The following is an 18599-nucleotide window of genomic DNA, read 5'->3' as shown; positions in this document are numbered from 1 at the left end:
GCTTGCCAGGGGCCGGTGACGAACACCGCCGGCGGCGCGGACCGTGGGACGGGTCCGACGCCGCCGGCGGGCACCGGCCGGCCGCGCGGCACCGCTGCCGCACCACCGAGTCCCGAGCAGGAGGGAGGAACCCGATGAGCAGTGCGCGCATTGCCTTCCCACACCGGTGTAACGAGGTGGATCAGCCGGGGCTCTCGGCGCCAGGTGTGGGGACCGGCGTATTCAGTGGGTCTTGGGTTTCTGCGATCTGACATGAAGTTAGCCGACCCCTGATCGTCGCCCATCCACCGTTCAGACGATTAATCGGTCTTAAATTTGCTTAAGTTCGCCCGGTCGGTCGTCCGCGACTTGAGTCGATTTAAGATTTCCTCCCGGCGAAATCACGGTTGAAGTTCCGCGAGAACCACCGGCTGAACCCGCACGCCGACGACCACTTCGCCGGCTCTTCCCCCACGACGAGCAACCACCCACGACATCGCGGCACCGGCAGCCCGCCGGCCCGGCCGAGGCCGCGGAGATCGCCTACGCCCCGCGCGGCGCGGGCGCGGCGCCTGAACGTGAACGCCGAGGTCAGAACATTCACGAACACCTCCGGCCGACCCGCCTGCACGTCCACGGCCCCGACCGACGGCGGCGTGAACACCGGCTATCAGTTCGCCCGGAAGCGATGCTGACCCACGACGATCACCCTGAGGGCCCGGCGCTATACTCACAGTGAGCGTCGGGCCCTCTCGTCGTGACCCGGACGTGACTTTTGACGGGTGAGTCAACCAGGGCATTGCTTCCCGCGTATACCCATGTAGATTCCCGCTCACCGTGACGGCCATTCGGGTGACCGTCTCGGCTCGCGCGCCGCACGCGAAACGGAGGCAGCATGCAGGCGAACGCCCAGACCGCCCAGGTCGACGACCTGACACTCATCGCGCTGCCCACCGCGGTGAACTGCGCGGATCTGTTCGTGCGCTTCACCCTGGGTGAATGGCGCCTGCGGAACATGACCGCGGAGTGCTCGGCCGTCGCCTGCGCGCTGGTCGAGGCCGCCGTGGAGTCGGCCGATCCCAAGACGTCGCGGCTCATCACGCTGCGACTGCGACTCAGTGGCGACTACCTGGTCGTCGAGTTGGAGGCCGCGCGGTTCATCATGCCGCCGACCTCCCCCGACCTGCGCACCGGCGAACTCCAGCTGGCCGGCGGCATCAAGCTCATCTGGTGCGAACTGGCGCTGCCGACCGGCGTGAACGCGAACGCGGTGCCGCTGCCGCGCCGCGAGAAGCGCCGTTCCCCGGCGGCCGAGGCGCTGGGCGACGAGCCGGACGTCGATCCGGAGCTCATCCAGCGCATCCTGTTCGGCCTCGGTGGCTCGATGGGCAACGGTCAGCGCTAGATCTTCCCGCTTCACCCGCAAGGGCGCGTCCATCAGTGGACGCGCCCTTCGTGTGTTCTGCGGTTGTCGCGGTGGACGCTTCACGAATCGAGTTCCGGAACACCGCCCGGCTCTTGGCCGTTCGAGGCGTGTCGGATTCGCGCGCGAGTTCCAGCATCAGGTTTCTTGATGTCGTTTTGACGGCACTGACGGCGATTCACCGACGCGTGCCGCCTGAACCACGTTGCCCCAGTGACCGATCGACCGCGAAAAGTGACGAACAATCGATCCGCATTCACCGGCGCGGACGTCCGGTGATGTTGCTCTGGTTGGTGGACGGTTCGTCAACATCCTTTCCGATACGGTCTCGTACCACGCCGCCCGCCCGAACGTCGTCGCACATTCGGAAAGGCATTCCCATGATCAGTGTGCTGGCCGCAGCCGGCCTGGCTCTGTCCACCGTCGTCGTTCCCCCGGTCGCGGACCCGCCCCCGACGGGCCAGATCACCATCGACGTCGTCACGGTCAACGGCTCCGGGTGCCGCATCGGCACCGCCGCCGTCGCCGTCTCCCCCGACAACAAGGCGTTCACCGTCACCTACAGCGACTACCTGGCGCAGGTGGGCCCGGATTCACGGCCGACCGATTTCCGGAAGAACTGCCAGCTGAACCTGAAGGTCAACGTTCCCGGCGGGTTCACGTTCGGCATCGCCCAGGCCGACTACAGAGGTTTCGCCCACCTGGAACGCGGGGCCAGGGGAACCCAGAAGGCCAGCTACTACTTCCAGGGGATGTCCGACACCGACCAGCGCACCAAGACCTGGAACGGCGCGCTGAGCGACGACTGGCAGGTCACGCACAAGACGGACGTCGCGTCGATCATCTACCACCCGTGCGGCGCGAAGCGGAACTTCAACATCAACACGGAGCTGCGCGTCGACAAGGGCACCTCCGACCCGAAGAAGACCAGCTTCATGGCGATGGACTCGACCGACGGCTCGATCGAGACCATCTACCACTTCGCGTGGAAGAAGTGTCCGAAGTAGTCACTCCGCACTGACTGCTCTTGCGCTGAAGGCCCTTGCACAGCGAGGCCGGAGCCCGTGCCGGCTCCGGCCTCGCTGTTCTGTTCGGGCGGAACCTCAGATGTTCTGGTTCGCGAAGCCCTTGGTCGCGATCTTCGACAGCATCCCCTGCCACACGGAGGTGCTGGTGTGCGGGTCACCGGTCACGCCGAGCGCGGACTTGAGGCCGTTGAACGCGGACTGCGTGTTCGGCCCCCAGATGCCGTCGATCGCGAGCCCGGCCCCGCGGAAGTTGTTGCAGGTGCCCTGCACGAACTTGGTGTCCGCCTCGGAGTCCTTGAGCACGCGCACCGGCATGCCGCCGAAGTCGGCGTGGATGTGGTCGCGGTGGTCGGCGTTGTACCAGCCGTCCAGCACGTACCGGAACCGGCGGCGGCACACCGCTTCCGTTGCCAGGTAACGCTTGCGCAGCGCGGCCGTGCCCGACGCGTGGTGCTGGTCGAGCGGCGAGGTGACGTTGCCGTTGGACCACCGCACGTGGTCGAGGTCCATCGCCGTGCCGGCCCCGTGCTGCCCGGCCTTGTTGACGTAGAAGCCCGCGGACACGATGTAGCTGATCGAGCCGTAGCCCGACGACAGCGACCGCAGGTCCCGGATCCAGGCGACGAGGGCGTTGTAGAACGCGTCGGTGGCCTGCCAGTTGCGCGCGGTCGTGTTGCCGCGGTTGGAACGCCAGTAGTAGACGGGCGTGCCGTCGATCTTCTGGAACGTCATCATCGCCAGGGCGCCGACCTCGGAGGCCTGGATCTCGGCAGGCGTGTGCTGGTCGGCGGAACGGGCGGGGTCGGGTGAGGCGCCGGGGCCGGGGGCGGCGTTGGCCAGGGCCGGTGCGATGGTGGACAGGCCCGCGAGTCCGGCTACGGCTGCCGCGCCCGTGACGAAGCCGCGCCTGGTGACGTTGTTCTCGAACACCCCAGTACTCCCTCTGTGTCCTGGCCGGGGGTGGCAGGAGGAAGGGCCTGTCTCAGCCCACCGGCCCGAGGGAGTCTAGGGATCACGGCGGGTGGGGAGGAATCGGCGCTGAGCTGGGATTTTCCTCCGCCTTTACCGGCAGGGCCAGCCCTGGGACCGGTTCAGCGGTCGGCACCGGTTCCCTCGATCGGACCTGTCCGGCCGCCACCGCGCGCAGGGCCGGGACGGCGGTCACCTCGTGTTCACGACCGCGGTCGGGCCTGGCGTTCGGCGCAGTGCCGCTCAGCTCTCGGCTGCCCTGCGCGAGCCTGCGTCAGTGGACTGCGCCCAGCACCCTGATCAGGCTCTTCTCCGTGTCCGTGCCCAGCTTCTCCATCGCCAGCTTCGCCACCGGCGCGCCCAGCTTCGCGACGCCGTTGAACTCCACGTGCGCGTGGTAGCCGATCCTCGTCGTACCCGGTGCCGGGCCCGGCGTGATCGAGATGTCGTCGGTCGAGGTCGCGGTGTCGTTGCGACCCACGAACTGCAGGCCCGCCGAGTCGTCGCGGGTGAGTTCGTAGACCAGTTCGGTCTTGCGGCCCAGGAACTGGGAGACGTTGCGCCAGCGCGAGCCGACGACCACCGGACCGGTGTCCAGGCGCGTGCAGGTGACGGTGCCCGGGTCCCATTGTTCGGTGCGGGCGAAGTCGCGGAGGTACTCGGCCACGCCCTCCGGGGTGGTGGCAACGGTGAAGGTGCGTTCCACGTCCACACCGGACACGTGCGGGGAGTTGAACGCCTTGGGGGCGAGGCCCAGGCGGTACTGGTCCACGAGGGCCGCCTGGCTCTCGGCTCGGGCGGCGAGGCGCTGGAGGCGGGTTTCGTCGAAGCTGTTCAGGCGCAGGAGGGTGCGCCAGAGGGCGGCCTTGCCCTCGATGCCGACGCGGAGGGTCTCCAGTTCCAGGACGTCGCTCAGCGGGGAGCGGCCGAGGAGCCTGCCGTTCAGCTTGAGGCGGCCCGCCTTCTCGGCCAGCCAGCCGAGAGCTTCCTTGTGCGGGCGGGATTCGACGCCTGCCGCGCGCATGAAGTCGAGCAGTTCCTTGCGGTCGGCGTCGATGTCGTCGGCCAGCACGCGCAGTTCGGGGTGGGTGCGGCTGATGCGGCGGGCCAGTTCTGTGCCCGCCGCGGCGCCGGCCAGGTGGTCGTTGAGGTAGATGCCCAGCAGCTCGGTGTTCACGAAGACCGAATACCCACCGTCAAACGTGCTAAGGGCCTGCGGGGCCCAGCTGGTAGCCCTGGTTCCAGAGGGTTTTGATGACCAGGCCGAGCGGGGCTATGCGCCTGCGCAGGCGCATTATGTGCAGGTGCAGGGCGTTGCTGGTGTCGCCGTCCTTGGTCGGAAGGCACTGCAGCAGGTCCTCGCGCGTGGTGAGGGAGCGGAAGCGGCGCAGCAGTTCGGCGAACAGCGCTCGTTCGGTCGGGGAGAGGACCACCGAGCGCGTGCGGAACCGCAGGATGCCGGACATGTCCAGTTCCGGGACGGCGTAGCGGGCCGCGCGAGCCCTGAGCATGGCTATGCGCACGGCCAGGTCCTGATGCGGGACCGGCGCGCGGACCCAGTCCTCGCGCATGTCCGTGAGGACCGGGGCCGGGGCGTTCTTCTCCAGCACCAGCAGGCACAGCGTCCCGCTGCGGTGGCACGCCTCTCTCGCCGCCGCGTCCACGGGCCAGCGCACGACCTCGACGGGCAGTTGGTTCACCAGGTTCGACATCTGTCCACTTCCGCTTGTCCACCACGGAGAGAACCGAACCAGCCTTCGGCTTCCGTCTGGACGCTAGAGGTGGCCGCTATTTCCGCACTATCGCGCGCATGGGCTCGAGGATGATCGGCTGGGCGCGCCGGCCGGTGACCAGGTTCCAGCCCCACTGGGTCAGCACGGCGAGGCGGTTGCGCCAACCCACCAGGAACGCGATGTGCACGCCTGCCCACGCGGCCTTGCCGATGATCCCCTTGAGCCGCAGCTTCTTGATGTCCGCGACGGCGTCACCGGGCGAGATCGTGGCCATCGTGCCGAGGTCGAGGTAGCGGAACGGCTTGGCGCGCCGCCCGCTCAGCCGGGCCTTGATGACGCGGGCGACGTGATGTCCCTCCTGCAGCGCGGGCTCGGCGATGCCCGGCAGGTCGTCGACGTTGGCCATGTCGCCGAGCGCGAACACGTCGTCGGTGACCGAGCAGTCGGCGGGGTTCACGACGATCCGGCCCTTGCGGTCGGTCTCGGCACCGGTCGCCTCGGCGAGCGCGCGGGCCAGCGGCGACGCCTGGACGCCGGCGGCCCAGATGATCGTGCGCGCCTCGACGCGGTCGCCGTCCTTGGTGGTCAGGCCCTCGGCATCGATGCTGTCGACCATCGCGCTGGTCATCACGGTGACGCCGAGCCGTTCGAGCTTCACGCGCGCGTGCTCGCGCAGTTCGGCGGAGAACGGCGGCAGCACGTGCGGCACGGCGTCGAGCAACGTGATCCGCACGTCACGCGGGTCGATCTCGCGGAACTGGCCCTTCAACGCCCTGCGCGCGAGGTCCGCGATCTGCCCGGCCAGTTCCACACCGGTCGGTCCGGCCCCCACGACGGCGAACGAGAGCCACTGCTTCGGGTCGTCGGCCACCACGGCCGTCTCGAACGCCCTGAGCAGCTTCGACCGCAGGTCGACGGCCTGTTCGAGGGTCTTCATCGGCGGCGCGGACTCGGCCCACTGGTCGTTGCCGAAGTAGCTGTCGCGCGACCCCGCCGCCACGACCAGCGTGTCGTACTCGACGTGCCGCGAGGTGCCGTCCGGCAGGTCGACGAGCACGCGCTTGGCGGCCGTGTCGAACCCCGTGACCTCGCCGAGCAGGACGTGGGCGTTGCGCTGCCTGCGCAGGATCGCCCGGAACGCCGGCGCGATGTCACCGGCGGGCAGCAACGCCGTCGCCACCTGGTAGAGCAACGGCTGGAACAGGTGGTGGTTGGTGCGGTCGACCAGGGTGACCTGGACGTCCGCGCGCTTGAGGCCGCGGACCACGCCCAGCCCGCCGAACCCACCTCCGACAACGACGACGCGGTGCTTGTTCATGCCCCTCGCATACCCGCCCGGGGCGAGGACTATCCGGACGCGGGGAGAGACGTGCCCGAGTCGCATCCCTGCGGGAAGCCACGACTGGCCGGACGTGCCCGAGTCGCACACCCGCGGAAAGCCACGACTGGCCGGACGTGCCCGAGTCGCACACCCGCGGAAAGCCACGACTGGCCGGACGTGCGCGGGCCGCATACCCGCGCCTGCTCGGGGTAACCGCGCGCCATGACCACCACCGCCGACCAGTCCCTCTGGCTCACCGCCCTCCCGGCGGAACCCCGCCCACCGCTCACCGGCGAGCACTCCTTCGACGTGGCCGTGGTCGGCGGCGGCATCACCGGCCTGACCACCGCGCTGCTGCTCAAGCGCCGCGGCCTGAGCGTCGCGGTGCTCGAGGCCGACCGGGTGGCGTCCGGCGTGTCCGGCAACAACACCGCCAAGGTCACCGCCCTCCAGTCCACTGTGTACTCGCAGATCCGCGGCAGGCACGGCCTCGGTGCCGCCGTCGACTACGCCGCCGCGTCCGTCGCAGCCGTCGCCCGGGTCGCCGAACTGGCGGACGGCATCGACTGCGACCTGCGCCGCTCCCCCGCCGTCACGTACGCCTACACCGAGGAGGAGGCCGGCGACGTCGCGAAGGAGCTGATCAACGCCCGGCACGCCGGTCTGCCGGTGCGTGAGGGCAAGAACGTCGACCTGCCGTTCCCCGTGCACGCGGCGGTCTGGCTCGACGACCAGATCGCCCTGCACCCGGTGAAGTACCTGCGGGGCCTCGCGGAGCAGGTCGACGGCGACGGCAGCCGGATCTTCGAGCACAGCCGGGTCACCGACGTCAGCGGGCACGTGGTGTCCACAGAGGACGGAAGTGTCACGGCCGGGAAGATCGTGATCGCCACCCACTACCCGACCCTGGACCGCGGTCTGTACTTCGCGCGCCTCGAACTCACCCGCGCGTACTGCATCGCGGCCCGTGTGCACGCACCCACGCAAGCGCTCGCGATCAGCACCGGCAGCCCGTCCTGGTCGATCTCGGCGCACGAGGACAAGCTGATCCTCGCCGGGCAGAGCCACGCGACCGGCAAGACCGCCGTGGAACCGTTCCGCAGGCTCGAGGACTTCGCGCGCCGGCACTGGCAGGTCGAGGAGATCACCCACCGCTGGTCGGCGCAGGACCCGACGGCCTACGACCACCTGCCGATGATCGGTAGCTACACCCCGGGCAACACCACGGTCTACACCGCCACCGGCTACATGAAGTGGGGCCTCACCAGCGGCACGTTCGCGGCCGGGCTGCTCGCGGACCTGGTGACGGACAAGCCGAACGAACTCGCCGACCGGTTCAGCCCGCACCGGGTGTCCCTGCGGTCGCTGCCGACGTTCCTGCGGAAGAACGCCGAGGTGGCGCTCGAGATGGTCGGCGACCGGGTCGTCCCCGCCGACGCCACGTCCAGCGAGAACCTGCCGCCGGGGCACGCGCACGTCATCCGCGACGGGCTCGGCAAGACCGGCGTCTACCGCGACGAGAACGGGCAGTTGCACGGCGTGTCGATGCGGTGCACGCACCTCGGTTGCCTGGTGCGGTTCAACGCCGCCGAACGCAGCTGGGACTGCCCGTGCCACGGGTCGCGGTTCGACGTCGACGGCGCGGTGCTGGAGGGACCGGCCACCCGGCCCCTCCCTCGCAAGGAAGCCCGTTGACGGCTCGGAACCCTTGCCGGGCAAGGGTTCCGAGCCATCCGGCTAGCTCTTCGCGACGAGCGTCAGCACGTCGTACTTCGCGACCGACTCGCCCTTCTGGTTCGTGACGTCGGCGTCCCAGCGGACCTCGCCGTACTCCTGGTCCTCGCGCGGCGTGATCTGCTTGGCCGTCAGCGTCACCGTCAGCTGGTCGCCGGGGAACGTCGGCGTGACGAACCGCAGGTTCTCCAGGCCGTAGTTCGCGAGCACCGGACCGGGCTCCGGCGACACGAAGAGGCCCGCCGCGAACGACACCACCAGGTAGCCGTGCGCGACGCGGCCGCCGAAGAACGGGTTGGCCGCGGCGGCCTCCTCGTCCATGTGCGCGTAGAAGGTGTCGCCGGTGAACGACGCGAAGTGCTCGATGTCCTCCATCGTCACCTCGCGCGGGCCCGCCGTGACGGTGTCACCGATCTTCAACTCGGCCAGCGTCTTGCGGAACGGGTGCACGGCGTCCTCGGTCCGGGGCGCACCGGTGACCCAGCGGTTCGTGATGGCGCCCAACGCGCGCGGGCTGCCCTGCACGGCCGTGCGCTGCATGTGGTGCAGCACGCCGCGCATGCCGCCCATCTCCTCACCGCCGCCGGCACGACCAGGACCGCCGTGCACGAGCATCGGCAGCGGCGAGCCGTGGCCCGTCGACTCCCCGGCGTCCTCGCGGTCGAGCACCAGCAACCGGCCGTGCCACGGCGCCGCGCCGATCACGACGTCGCGCACGAAGTCGGTGTCGGCGGAGACGATCGAGCCGACCAGCGACCCGGCGCCGCGGGCGGCCAGGTCGACGGCGTCGTCCACGCTGGAGTACGGCATCAGCGTCGACACCGGCCCGAACGCCTCGACCTCGTGCGGCTGCACGGCGTCGGCGGCGGCGCGGAGCAGCATCGGCGACATGAACGCGCCACGCTCGGCGTCGGCGTCCACAAGCGACAGAGCACCGTCGCCGTAGACGACGGAAGCGCTCTCCCGCAACGCCTTCAGCGACCGCTGAACCTCCTCGCGCTGCTCCAGACCGGCCAGCGCGCCCATCTTCACCGACTTGTCGGCCGGGTTGCCGATCACGACCTCGGCCAGCTTCGCCGCGGTCGCCTCGGCCACCGCGTCCATCAGCGGCGCGGGCACCAGCGCGCGCCGGATCGCCGTGCACTTCTGCCCGGCCTTGGTCGTCATCTCGGTCACGAGCTGGCCGACGAACAGGTCGAACTCGGGCGTGCCGGGCTGGGCGTCCGGGCCGAGGATCGAGCAGTTGAGCGAGTCGGCCTCGGCGTTGAACCGCACCGACGACCGGATCACGGCCTGGTGCGTGCGCAGGTGCTGGGCCGTGGAAGCCGACCCGGTGAACCCGACGAGGTCCTGCGGGGTCAGGTGGTCGAGCAGGTCGCCGGCCGAACCGCAGACCAGCTGCAACGAGCCCTCGGGCAGCAGGCCGGAGGCGAGCATCAGCTCGACCATCTTCTCGGTCACGTACGCCGTCTGGGACGCGGGCTTGATCAGCGACGGCACGCCGGCGATGAACGCGGGCGCGAACTTCTCGAGCGGCCCCCACATGGGGAAGTTGTAGGCGTTGATCTGCACCGCGACGCCTCGCAGCGGCGTGCAGATGTGCTGGCCGACGAACGTGCCGCCGCGCCCGAGCGGTTCGACCGGCCCGTCGACGAAGACCTTGTCGTTGGGCAGCTCGCGCTTGGCCTTGGACGCGTACCCGAGCAGCACGCCGAACCCGCCGTCGATGTCGATCCACGAGTCGGACCTGGTCGCACCCGAGCGCGCCGACAACGCGTACAGCTCGGCCTTGTGCTCCTTGAGGTAGAGCCCGAGCGCCTTGAGCAGCTGCGCGCGCTGGTGGAACGTGAGCTCGCGCAACGCGGGCCCGCCGACCTCGCGGCCGTACCGCAGCGCCGCGCCCATGTCGACGCCCGCCGACGAGATCCGCGCGATCTCCTCGCCCGTCACCGCGTCGTGCAACGGAGCGCCCTCGACCGTGGGCGTGTGCCACCCACCCGACACGTAGCTGCGCAGCAAGCTCATCGAGCCAACCCTTCTCGCTGGGCGCTGGATCTTCAGCGACCCGACCACCAGGCAACGTATCAGTCCCGCAGGTGGCAGGATCGGATCCGTGCGAGTGCTCCTCCCCCTCCCCGACCAGGACTTCGACGTCACCGAGGTGGCGGTGCCCTGGCGGCTGCTCACCGACGCGGGCCACGAGGTCGTCTTCGCGACCGAACGGGGCGGCGCGGCGCCCGCGGCCGATCCGCTGCTGCTGACCGGCGTCCTGTTCGGGCAGCTCGGCGCGGAGGACGAGCCCAAGGCGTTCTACCGGCAGCTGCTCGACGACCCCGGCTATCGCGCGCCGGTCGCCTGGGGGCCGGTGGTGCCGGAGGAGTTCGACGGGCTGGTCCTGCCGGGCGGGCACGCGCCGGGCATGCGGCAGTACCTGGGCTCGGCGGAACTCCAGCAGGTCGTCAAGGGGTTCTGGGCGCTGGACCGGCCCGTGGGCGCGATCTGCCACGGCGTGCTGGTGCTCGCGCGCGCCGGAGTGCTCGACGGGCGGCGGACGACGTGCCTGCCCAAGTACATGGAGCGCATGGCTTACTTCGCGACGGCGTGGCGGCGCGGGCGGTACTACCGGACGTATCCCGCGTACGTGCAGGACGAGGTCATCGCGTCGGGCGCGGTGTTCGAACGCGGGCCCGTCGAGCTCGGCAACCGGGGGACGGCCACCGACGACGGGCCCGCGTTCGTGGTGCAGGACGGCAACTACGTGTCGGCTCGCTGGCCGGGCGACGCCTACCTGTTCGCCAAGACCTTCGCCGCACTCCTCGGCTGACGGGCGCCGCCTCCGAGCGTCCGCAGATCCGATAATACGTATTACAGTCTTGTTTCAGCGCTCCGGTCGTCCTACGGTCCGAAACCACCCGGAGCGAAGGAGCACCCATGGCACCGACCCGCCGACAAGTTCTGCTGGGCACCGCGAGCGCCGCCCTGCTCGCGGGCGCGACCCCCGCCGCGGCCGCTCCGGCCGGATTCCCCGACTACCGCTACCGCAGGCTCGCCCTCGTCAAGAACGAACTGCGCTACAACCCGACCGGCGAACTGATCTTCCCCACCATCCGCGGCACGAAAGACCGGATCTCCGGCGCGCTCGCGGCCTACTACCTCTACTACGCGCCGCACGACGCACCAGGTGGCATCTGCCTGGCGTACGCGAACACGCTCGACGAGAAGTTCACCGAGTACGCCGGCAACCCGATCATCACCAGGAACTGGCCCGGCGAGTACTCGGTGTCGCACGTGTCGTCGCCGCACGCGATGTGGAACGACGACGCCAAGCGCATGTACCTGTACTTCCACGGCGAGAACACGGTCACCCGCCTCGCCAGCTCCGCCGACGGCATCCACTTCTCCTACGAGAAGGAGGTCCTGTCGACCCGCCTGCTGCCCGCCGGCACCACCGAGACCTCCTACGCCAGGGTGTTCCGGCACGACCTGCCGTCGCGGGGCGCCCGCTACGTCATGGTCTTCATGCTCAACAACACCACCAACCACCGCGACATCGGCTGGGGCTGGTCGGCCAACGCCCGCGACTGGACGTTCTCCCAGACCCCGCTGATCCGGCACCAGGACGTGGGCGCGGTCAACGTCGGCGGCCCGCACCTGCTGTTCCGCAACAACAGCGTCTACGTCGTCTACAACACCGACAAGGGCAGCGGCGGCAACATCCTCATCACCGAGGTGGGCAAGGACTTCAGCAAGCGCACCCACCTCGGCGTCTTCCACGACTCGCTGTCCGGGTCGCCGGACAACGGCCGGGCGGCCGCGCCGTCGTTCGGCACGTACCAGGGCCGGGAGTACATGATCTACGAGGCAGGCGACCGGCTGGCGGGCAACATCGCCATCGCGCAGGCCGTCTGAGCAACTGCCCGGAAGTCCCGTCCGCACCCCACCCGAACCAGCTTCACGTTGCCCTGCCGCACGCGGGGCCCTCGCGTGCGGTCCACGCGAACGAAAGCTCCCCGCGTGCACTCCGGCACCGTGAAACACGCTCGCGAAGCGGACTCACGAGGCCGACAGGGCTTCTGGCCGGGCTCAGGAGCCGAACAGCGTGACGCAGTGCTCGGCGAACGCCTGCGCGCGGCGGGTCAACGCTCCGCCGCGCGCCCACCCGAGCACGACGGGCGTGGTGGGCACCGCGTCGCGCAACGGCACCGCCACCACCTCCAGCCCCTCGTAAGAGGTGGTCAGCGCGGGTTGCTGCACGGTGATCGAGTAGCCGATCCCCCGCGCCACCAACGATCGCGCGAGTTCGAAGCTGCGGGCCCGGTGCGTCACCACCATCTCCACCCCGGCCGCCGCGAACACCGACCGGAAGTACCGCTCGCTCGGCGCCACGTCGAGCAGCACGAACGGATCGCCGGCCAAGTCGCGCAATGCCACGGACCGCCGGCGCCGCAACCGATGATCACCAGCCACCAGCACCCGAGGCGCCTGGTCGTACAACGGCGTCGTGGCGATGCCCGGCACGAGGTCCTGGTCGTACAGGAAGGCGATCTCGCACCGCCCGGTGATCAGGTCCTCGCCGATCTCCGGCAGGCTCCCCTCCACGAACCGCACGGACACGTCCGGGTGCGCCGCCTCGAACGTCGCGATCGCCGCGGGCAGGTGGAACGGCGCGATCGGCGCGTAGCAGCCGACCGTCAGCACGCCGCTGACCTCCTGGCTCAGCCCCCGCGCCCCGGCCCCGAGGTCGCCCATCGCCCCGACCACGCGCCGGGCGTCGGCCAGCACCCGCGTGCCCGCCGCCGTCAACGCCGCGCCGCGCCGCGGCGAGCGGACGACCAGCCGCAGGTCCAGCACGCGTTCCAGTTCGCTCAACGCCAACGAGATCGCGCCCTGCGAGACGTGGCAGCGGGACGCCGCCGAGGTCACCGACCCCGTCTCGGCCACCGCGATCAGGTACTCGAGCTGCCGCACCGTCACGTTGGGCAGATTCATCAGCTGAGCTTATAACTGACCGCAGAAACTTGAGCTGGCCAAAAGAGTCGTGAACACGCCATCGTTCGCACCATGGCCCGCGCACACCAGCACCCGTTCCTCCCGTTCACGCCTCCCCGGCTGCCGGTCGAGGAGGGGCTCGACCGGGGCCGGCGCTTTCACGAGCTGCTCGACGCCCGCCGGTCCGTGCGCTGGTTCTCGCCGGACCCGGTGCCGGCCGAGGCGATCGAACTGGCCGTGAAAGCGGCCAACACCGCTCCGAGCGGCGCGCACCAGCAGCCGTGGCGGTTCGTCGCCACCAGCAACCCCGAGCTCAAGACGCGGATCCGTGCGGCGGCCGAAGAAGAGGAGCACCGCTTCTACCACGAACGGGACCTGCCGGAGTGGCACGCGGCGCTGGCCCACCTGGAGACCGACGCGACCAAGGAGTTCCTGGAGGTCGCGCCCTGGCTCGTGGTCGCGTTCGCGCAGAAGCAGCAGAACGGCAGGAAGACCTACTACACCAACGAAAGCGTCGGCATCGCGTGCGGCTTCTTCATCGCCGCGCTGCACTCGATGGGCCTCACGACCCTCACCCACACGCCGAACCCGATGGCATTCCTCACCGAGATGCTCGGCCGCGACGGCGAACGCCCGTACATCCTCTTCCCGATCGGCTACCCGGCGCCCGACTGCGAGGTCCCGGACCTGACCCGCAAACCCCTCGCCGAGGCCCTCACGTTCGTCGACTGACTTGCCTGATCGTCCCACCGGCGGGGACCATCGGGGACGTGGACGAACTACGCGCGCTGATCACCAAACACGCCCGCCCGGACATGACCTCGATCATCGACGACGTCCTGGTGTCGCGGACGACGACGGGCGGCCCGCCGGCGCCGTCCATGTCCGGCACGATCCTCGCGTTCGTCGCCCAAGGCCGCAAACGGATCGCGTTAGGCGAGCGCACCTACGACTACCGCGCCGGCCAGTACCTGGTGGCGTCGATCGACATGCCGATCACCGGCAACTACGTCGACATCAGCCCCGAGGAACCCGCGCTCGGCCTCGGCCTGGTCCTGCACCCGGACAAGGTCGCCGAGCTGCTCAGGAACAACGACCTGCCGAAGTCCGCCGGGGTGCCGGAGGGGCTGGCCGTCAGCACCGCCTCCCCCGAACTCGTCGACGCCGTCACGAGGCTCGCGCGGCTGCTGGACTCGCCGCGCGACGCCAAGGCGCTCGCCCCGCTGATCAAGCAGGAGATCCTGTGGCGGGTCATGACCGGCGAGCAGGGCGCGGTCGTCCGCGAGCTCGGCGCGCAGGACAGCGGCCTGCGCCACATCTCCCGTGCGGTGCGGTGGATCCGGGAGAACTACGCCGAGTCGTTCAAGGTCGAGAACGTCGCGCGGATCGCGGGCATGAGCGAGTCGGCGTTCTACCGCAACTTCCAGGCGGTCACGGCGATGAGCCCGATCCAGTTCCAGAAGCAGATCCGGTTGCAGGAGGCCAGGTTGCTGCTCGCGACGAACCGGGACGTGACGAGCGTGAGCCACCGGGTCGGCTACGACAGCCCGTCGCAGTTCAGCCGCGAGTACCGGCGCCAGTTCGGTGCCCCGCCGTCGAAGGACCTCAGGCCGCAGCCCGTTCCCTGACGTCCAGGTACACCGCGCGGACCTCCAGGGTCCGTTCGACCTTCTCCAGCACGGGCGCGAAGAACTGGCGCCGGTGCTCGGCGTCACTCATCGACGTGACCGAGAAGTACATGCTGCCGAACGCCGCGAACAGCGTGGCGTTGCGCAGCATCGCCTGCGGGATGCCCAGCCACGACAGCTTCGCGGGTTCGCCGATCCACTGCTCGGCGATCTCGGGCGTCACCACGATCAGGCCGAGGAGCACGAAGAACGCGAACAGCGCGAGCCCGATCACCGCGGCCTGCACGAGTTGGCGGATCGCGAGCATCACCAGCAGGTTGCGGTTCTGCCTGCCGTTCAACTTCCTGGGCGGCAACGGTTCGGTGATCTCGACGTGCGCGAGCGGGGTGCCCTTGCACGCGACCGCGAGCACCTCCGGCCGCAGGTCCTGCTCGACGCGGCCGATCTCGTCGCGCAGCCGGGCGGCGGCCGCGAGCACGGTGATCGCGGCGAACAGCAGCACCACGAGGCTGACCCGCGGCCACGGCAGCTTGTTCATCGCCTGCCACAGCTCACCGGTGAAGAACAGGAACAGCGTCACGAACAGCATCGGCGGCAACGCCCGGCCGAGCAGGTGCACGCTGTTGCGCAGGTCCGCGATCACGTGCCGGATCGCCGCCCGCAGCAACGACCCCAGCCCGTACGTCGTGGCGAGCATCGTCGCCACGAACGCCAGCCCGAAGACGACCACGAACCAGATCAGCGCGCCCCACACCGGTTCGGGATCAGGATCCCCGTCCGGCGCCCGGAACCGGATCTCCAGCACGTACTGGACCAGCGGCGTGATCACCGGGATCGCCGCGTACACCACGAGCACCAGCACGGTCGTGCGCGCCGAGAACTCGGGCAGCCGCCGCACGAACACCGACAGCAGCACCCAGGCGGCGACCATCACCGCGACGATCACGCCGAGCAGCACCCCGCGCGACAAACCGCTGGACTGCTGCAACACCAGCCACGCGAAGCTGCCGACCGCCACGAACGTCAACGCGGGCAACATCCGCGGCAGCACGTGCGACCGGAAGCCGTAGCCCTCGATCATCGTCGGCGCGCCCTGCCGGACGAACCACTGCTCGGTTCGCCGCACCACCGCCGAGGAGACCATGCGGTGGATCATGCCTCACCGCTGGTACAGGCGCGCCATGACGGTGAAGTAGGACGTGGGGGCGATGCGGGACAGCAGGTCGAACAGGTACGCGTCCGGCCCGACCAGGACGCGCGCCTTCCCCCGTTCGACACCGCGGTGGATGATCTCGGCCGCCTTGTCCGGTGTGGTCAGGGCGATCCGGTCGAAGTCGGCCTCGATCTGGTCCCTGGACCGGCCCAGCTCGTCGAGCTCGGCGTGGATGCGGCCGTTGCGGATGATGTTGGTCTTGATGCCGCCGGGGTGCACGGTGACGGCGGAGACGCCGGTGCCGCGCAGTTCCTGGCGCAGCGAGTCGGTGAAGCCGCGGACGGCGAACTTCGCGGCGCAGTAAGCACTCTGCTTCGGCATGCCGAGCAGCCCGAACACGCTGGAGGTGTTCACGACGACGCCGTAGTTCTGCTTCACCAGCTGCGGCAGGAACGCCCGCGTGCCGTTCACGACACCCCAGTAGTTGATGTCGAACAGCCAGGAGTCGTCCTCCGCCACGGAGTTCAGCACGGTGGTGGAGGTGGCGACGCCCGCGTTGTTGAACACGGCCGCGAGCGGCAGGGCGAGCCAGTCCCGCACCTCCCCGGCGAACCGGTGCACGTCGTCGGCGTCGCGGACATCGAGGATCCGGCTCAGCACCGGGCCGTTCAGCGACGCGGCGGTCTTCTCCAGGCCGATCTCGTCCACGTCGGCGATGACCACCGGCGAGCCGTGCCGGGAGAGCCGCTGGGCGAGGCTGCGGCCGATGCCCGAGGCGGCCCCGGTGATCACCGCCGGACGACCTGAGATCTTGCGGACCATGCGCGCTCCCTGCTCCGGTGAGCACCTCACGTTTCCAGTGATCGGCCTGCCACGCCAGTGTCGATCAGCTTGGCTTGCGGCGGCGTCAGGACCGCAGTTCGGGGAACTGGTCGTCGCGCCACTCCCCGCTGCCTTCGACGCCCTTCTCCTCGCGCTCCCGCAGGTCGACCCGCCGGATCTTGCCCGACACGGTCTTCGGCAGCTCGAAGAACTCCAGCCGCCGGATCCGCTGGAACGGGGCCAGGTTCTCCCGCGCGTGCTTGAGGATCTGCAACGCCGTCTCCCGGTCCGGCTCCCACCCCGCGCTCAACGCCACATAAGCCTTGGGCACCGCCAACCTCAGGGCGTCCGGCGCCGGCACGACCGCCGCCTCCGTCACCGCCGGGTGTTCGATCAGCACGCTCTCCAGCTCGAACGGCGAGATCTTGTAGTCCGACGCCTTGAACACGTCGTCGGTGCGCCCGATGTAGAAGAGGTAGCCGTCCTCGTCGCGACTCGCGATGTCGCCCGTGTGGTAGTAACCGCCGGCCATCGCCTCGGCGTTGCGCTCGGGGTCCCCGTGGTAGCCGACCATGAGCGACATCGGCCGTTGCGAGAGATCTATGCAGATCTCGCCCTCCCCGGCCCGCTCGCCGGTGATCGGGTCCACCAGCACGATCGGAACGCCCCGCAACGGCGTTCCCATCGACCCGAGCTTCACCGGCGCGCCCGGCACGTTGCCGACCGACAGCGTGGTCTCGGTCTGCCCGAACCCGTCGCGGATCGTGAGCCCCCACTGCTGCTGGACCTGCTCGACCACCTCGGGGTTGAGCAGCTCACCCGCGGCCACGACCTCGCGCAACGAGCCGGGTCCTCCGCTCAGGTCGGCCTTGATCAGCATCCGCCACACCGTCGGCGGCGCGCAGAACGTCGTGACGCCCTTGCTCCGGATCTGGCCCAGCAACGCGGCCGCGTCGAACCGCCCGTAGTTGTAGACGAAGATCGTCGCCTCGGCGATCCACGGCGCGAAGAAGCAGCTCCAGGCGTGCTTGGCCCAGCCGGGCGAGCTGATGTTGAGGTGCACGTCGCCGGGTTTGACGCCGATCCAGTGCATCGTGGTCAGGTGCCCGACCGGGTACGACACCTGCGTGTGCTCGACGAGCTTCGGACGGCTGGTCGTGCCGGAGGTGAAGTACAGCAGCAGCCGGTCGTCGGCGCGGGTCTCGGGGTGCGGCACCGGGTCGTCCGGCGCCCCGGCCGACTCCGCGTAGTCGAGCCAGCCCGGTGCCTGCCCGCCGACCGAGATCAGCAGGGGTCCGTCCTCGAACTTGCCGGCGTCCTCGACGCGGGCGATGACGTGCCGGACCGCGCCCCGGTGCAGCCGGTCGGCCAGGTCTGCGGGACCGAGTGCGGTGGTCGTCGGCATGATCACCGCGCCGAGCTTCATCACCGCGAGCATCGACTCCCACAGCTCGGCCTGGTTGCCGAGCATGATCATCACGCTGTCGCCCTTGCCGACGCCGTGCCGGGCGAGCCACCGCGCCACGCTGTTCGACCGGCGGCGCAGCGCGTCGAACGAGTGGGAGCGCTCGGAGCCGTCCTCCTCGACGATGTGCAACGCCGTGGTGTCGTTGCCCTCGGCGATGAGGTCGAACCAGTCGTGCGCCCAGTTGAAGCCGCCGCCGAAGCTCGGCCAGCTGAACGCGTCCGGGTCCGTGAGCATGAGGTCGCGGGCCGCGCGGTAGGTGTCGTGGCTGGACATGTCCGAGAGGGTGCGAGCGTCCGCGCCCGCGGTATACCCCCGATCGGGGGTGCACCCCTTTTCGAGGGTGCTGTCGTCG

16 protein-coding genes are annotated in these 18599 nt (G+C 69.8%); 7 read left to right on the top strand and 9 right to left on the bottom strand.

Annotated features, from left to right (window positions below; genetic code table 11):
- Positions 1-874: 874 nt before the first annotated feature.
- Together QSK25_RS00980 and QSK25_RS00975 are read left to right on the top strand one after the other, a co-directional pair.
- Positions 875-1384, top strand: coding sequence for an ATP-binding protein (locus QSK25_RS00980; RefSeq protein WP_285631014.1), 510 nt, complete (start codon positions 875-877; stop codon positions 1382-1384).
- A gap of 398 nt (positions 1385-1782) precedes the next feature.
- Positions 1783-2409, top strand: coding sequence for a DUF4360 domain-containing protein (locus QSK25_RS00975; RefSeq protein WP_285631011.1), 627 nt, complete (start codon positions 1783-1785; stop codon positions 2407-2409).
- 96 nt (positions 2410-2505) lie between these two features.
- On the opposite strand, the gene QSK25_RS00970 is transcribed toward QSK25_RS00975, so the two are convergent.
- From QSK25_RS00970 to QSK25_RS00955, 4 genes are all read right to left on the bottom strand, one after another.
- Positions 2506-3360 (bottom strand): extensin family protein, encoded by an 855-nt coding sequence (locus tag QSK25_RS00970; protein ID WP_285631008.1) that lies wholly within the window; start codon positions 3358-3360, stop codon positions 2506-2508.
- Between the two features lie 313 nt (positions 3361-3673).
- A complete protein-coding gene (locus QSK25_RS00965; RefSeq protein WP_285631005.1) occupies positions 3674-4576 on the bottom strand; it encodes an SRPBCC family protein in 903 nt (300 codons plus the stop codon).
- Between the two features lie 28 nt (positions 4577-4604).
- Entirely contained in the window at positions 4605-5111 is a 507-nt protein-coding gene (locus tag QSK25_RS00960; protein WP_285631002.1) for a helix-turn-helix domain-containing protein, read from the bottom strand.
- A 76-nt stretch (positions 5112-5187) separates the two neighbouring features.
- Positions 5188-6450 (bottom strand): NAD(P)/FAD-dependent oxidoreductase, encoded by a 1263-nt coding sequence (locus tag QSK25_RS00955; protein WP_285630999.1) that lies wholly within the window; start codon positions 6448-6450, stop codon positions 5188-5190.
- A gap of 225 nt (positions 6451-6675) precedes the next feature.
- Between QSK25_RS00955 and QSK25_RS00950 the strand changes: the two genes are divergently transcribed.
- Entirely contained in the window at positions 6676-8148 is a 1473-nt protein-coding gene (locus tag QSK25_RS00950) for an FAD-dependent oxidoreductase (protein WP_285630996.1), read from the top strand.
- A gap of 42 nt (positions 8149-8190) precedes the next feature.
- Here the strand turns inward: QSK25_RS00950 and paaZ are convergent, their stop codons facing one another.
- Positions 8191-10212, bottom strand: coding sequence for a phenylacetic acid degradation bifunctional protein PaaZ (paaZ, locus tag QSK25_RS00945; RefSeq protein ID WP_285630993.1), 2022 nt, complete (start codon positions 10210-10212; stop codon positions 8191-8193).
- Between the two features lie 88 nt (positions 10213-10300).
- Between paaZ and QSK25_RS00940 the strand changes: the two genes are divergently transcribed.
- Both QSK25_RS00940 and QSK25_RS00935 read left to right on the top strand, forming a co-directional pair.
- Positions 10301-11011, top strand: a complete 711-nt coding sequence (locus QSK25_RS00940; RefSeq protein ID WP_285630990.1) for a type 1 glutamine amidotransferase domain-containing protein — start codon at positions 10301-10303, stop codon at positions 11009-11011.
- Positions 11012-11118: 107 nt separating this feature from the next.
- On the top strand, positions 11119-12096 hold the full coding sequence (locus tag QSK25_RS00935) for a hypothetical protein (protein WP_285630986.1): 978 nt from the start codon (positions 11119-11121) through the stop codon (positions 12094-12096).
- Positions 12097-12270: 174 nt separating this feature from the next.
- Here QSK25_RS00935 and QSK25_RS00930 read toward each other — a convergent pair whose 3' ends face one another.
- Positions 12271-13176 (bottom strand): LysR family transcriptional regulator, encoded by a 906-nt coding sequence (locus QSK25_RS00930; protein ID WP_285630983.1) that lies wholly within the window; start codon positions 13174-13176, stop codon positions 12271-12273.
- Between the two features lie 72 nt (positions 13177-13248).
- Between QSK25_RS00930 and QSK25_RS00925 the strand changes: the two genes are divergently transcribed.
- Complete coding sequence (locus tag QSK25_RS00925) at positions 13249-13908, top strand: nitroreductase family protein (protein ID WP_285630980.1); 660 nt, start codon at positions 13249-13251, stop codon at positions 13906-13908.
- A gap of 38 nt (positions 13909-13946) precedes the next feature.
- Positions 13947-14804, top strand: a complete 858-nt coding sequence (locus QSK25_RS00920) for an AraC family transcriptional regulator (protein ID WP_285630977.1) — start codon at positions 13947-13949, stop codon at positions 14802-14804.
- Here the strand turns inward: QSK25_RS00920 and QSK25_RS00915 are convergent.
- From QSK25_RS00915 to QSK25_RS00905, 3 genes are all read right to left on the bottom strand, one after another.
- On the bottom strand, positions 14782-15960 hold the full coding sequence (locus QSK25_RS00915) for a hypothetical protein (protein ID WP_285630974.1): 1179 nt from the start codon (positions 15958-15960) through the stop codon (positions 14782-14784). The two genes, QSK25_RS00920 and QSK25_RS00915, sit on opposite strands and share 23 nt — an antisense overlap.
- 3 nt (positions 15961-15963) lie before the next feature.
- On the bottom strand, positions 15964-16779 hold the full coding sequence (locus QSK25_RS00910) for an SDR family NAD(P)-dependent oxidoreductase (RefSeq protein ID WP_285630971.1): 816 nt from the start codon (positions 16777-16779) through the stop codon (positions 15964-15966).
- Between the two features lie 85 nt (positions 16780-16864).
- Complete coding sequence (locus QSK25_RS00905) at positions 16865-18520, bottom strand: AMP-binding protein (protein WP_285630968.1); 1656 nt, start codon at positions 18518-18520, stop codon at positions 16865-16867.
- Between the last annotated feature and the right edge of the window lie 79 nt (positions 18521-18599).

The organism is Lentzea sp. NBRC 102530, assembly GCF_030269365.1.
Lineage (GTDB): Bacteria > Actinomycetota > Actinomycetes > Mycobacteriales > Pseudonocardiaceae > Lentzea.
This window is presented reverse-complemented; position numbering and strand designations above follow the sequence as displayed.

Bases quoted from the DNA above. Each gene is read 5' to 3' on its own strand.
- QSK25_RS00915 (WP_285630974.1), bottom strand. From the start codon at position 15,960: ATGATCCACCGCATGGTCTCCTCGGCGGTGGTGCGGCGAACCGAGCAG.
- QSK25_RS00905 (WP_285630968.1), bottom strand. From the start codon at position 18,520: ATGTCCAGCCACGACACCTACCGCGCGGCCCGCGACCTCATGCTCACG.
- paaZ (WP_285630993.1), bottom strand. From the start codon at position 10,212: ATGAGCTTGCTGCGCAGCTACGTGTCGGGTGGGTGGCACACGCCCACG.
- QSK25_RS00975 (WP_285631011.1), top strand. From the start codon at position 1,783: ATGATCAGTGTGCTGGCCGCAGCCGGCCTGGCTCTGTCCACCGTCGTC.
- QSK25_RS00955 (WP_285630999.1), bottom strand. From the start codon at position 6,450: ATGAACAAGCACCGCGTCGTCGTTGTCGGAGGTGGGTTCGGCGGGCTG.
- QSK25_RS00960 (WP_285631002.1), bottom strand. From the start codon at position 5,111: ATGTCGAACCTGGTGAACCAACTGCCCGTCGAGGTCGTGCGCTGGCCC.
- QSK25_RS00980 (WP_285631014.1), top strand. From the start codon at position 875: ATGCAGGCGAACGCCCAGACCGCCCAGGTCGACGACCTGACACTCATC.
- QSK25_RS00925 (WP_285630980.1), top strand. From the start codon at position 13,249: ATGGCCCGCGCACACCAGCACCCGTTCCTCCCGTTCACGCCTCCCCGG.
- QSK25_RS00935 (WP_285630986.1), top strand. From the start codon at position 11,119: ATGGCACCGACCCGCCGACAAGTTCTGCTGGGCACCGCGAGCGCCGCC.
- QSK25_RS00930 (WP_285630983.1), bottom strand. From the start codon at position 13,176: ATGAATCTGCCCAACGTGACGGTGCGGCAGCTCGAGTACCTGATCGCG.
- QSK25_RS00950 (WP_285630996.1), top strand. From the start codon at position 6,676: ATGACCACCACCGCCGACCAGTCCCTCTGGCTCACCGCCCTCCCGGCG.
- QSK25_RS00910 (WP_285630971.1), bottom strand. From the start codon at position 16,779: ATGGTCCGCAAGATCTCAGGTCGTCCGGCGGTGATCACCGGGGCCGCC.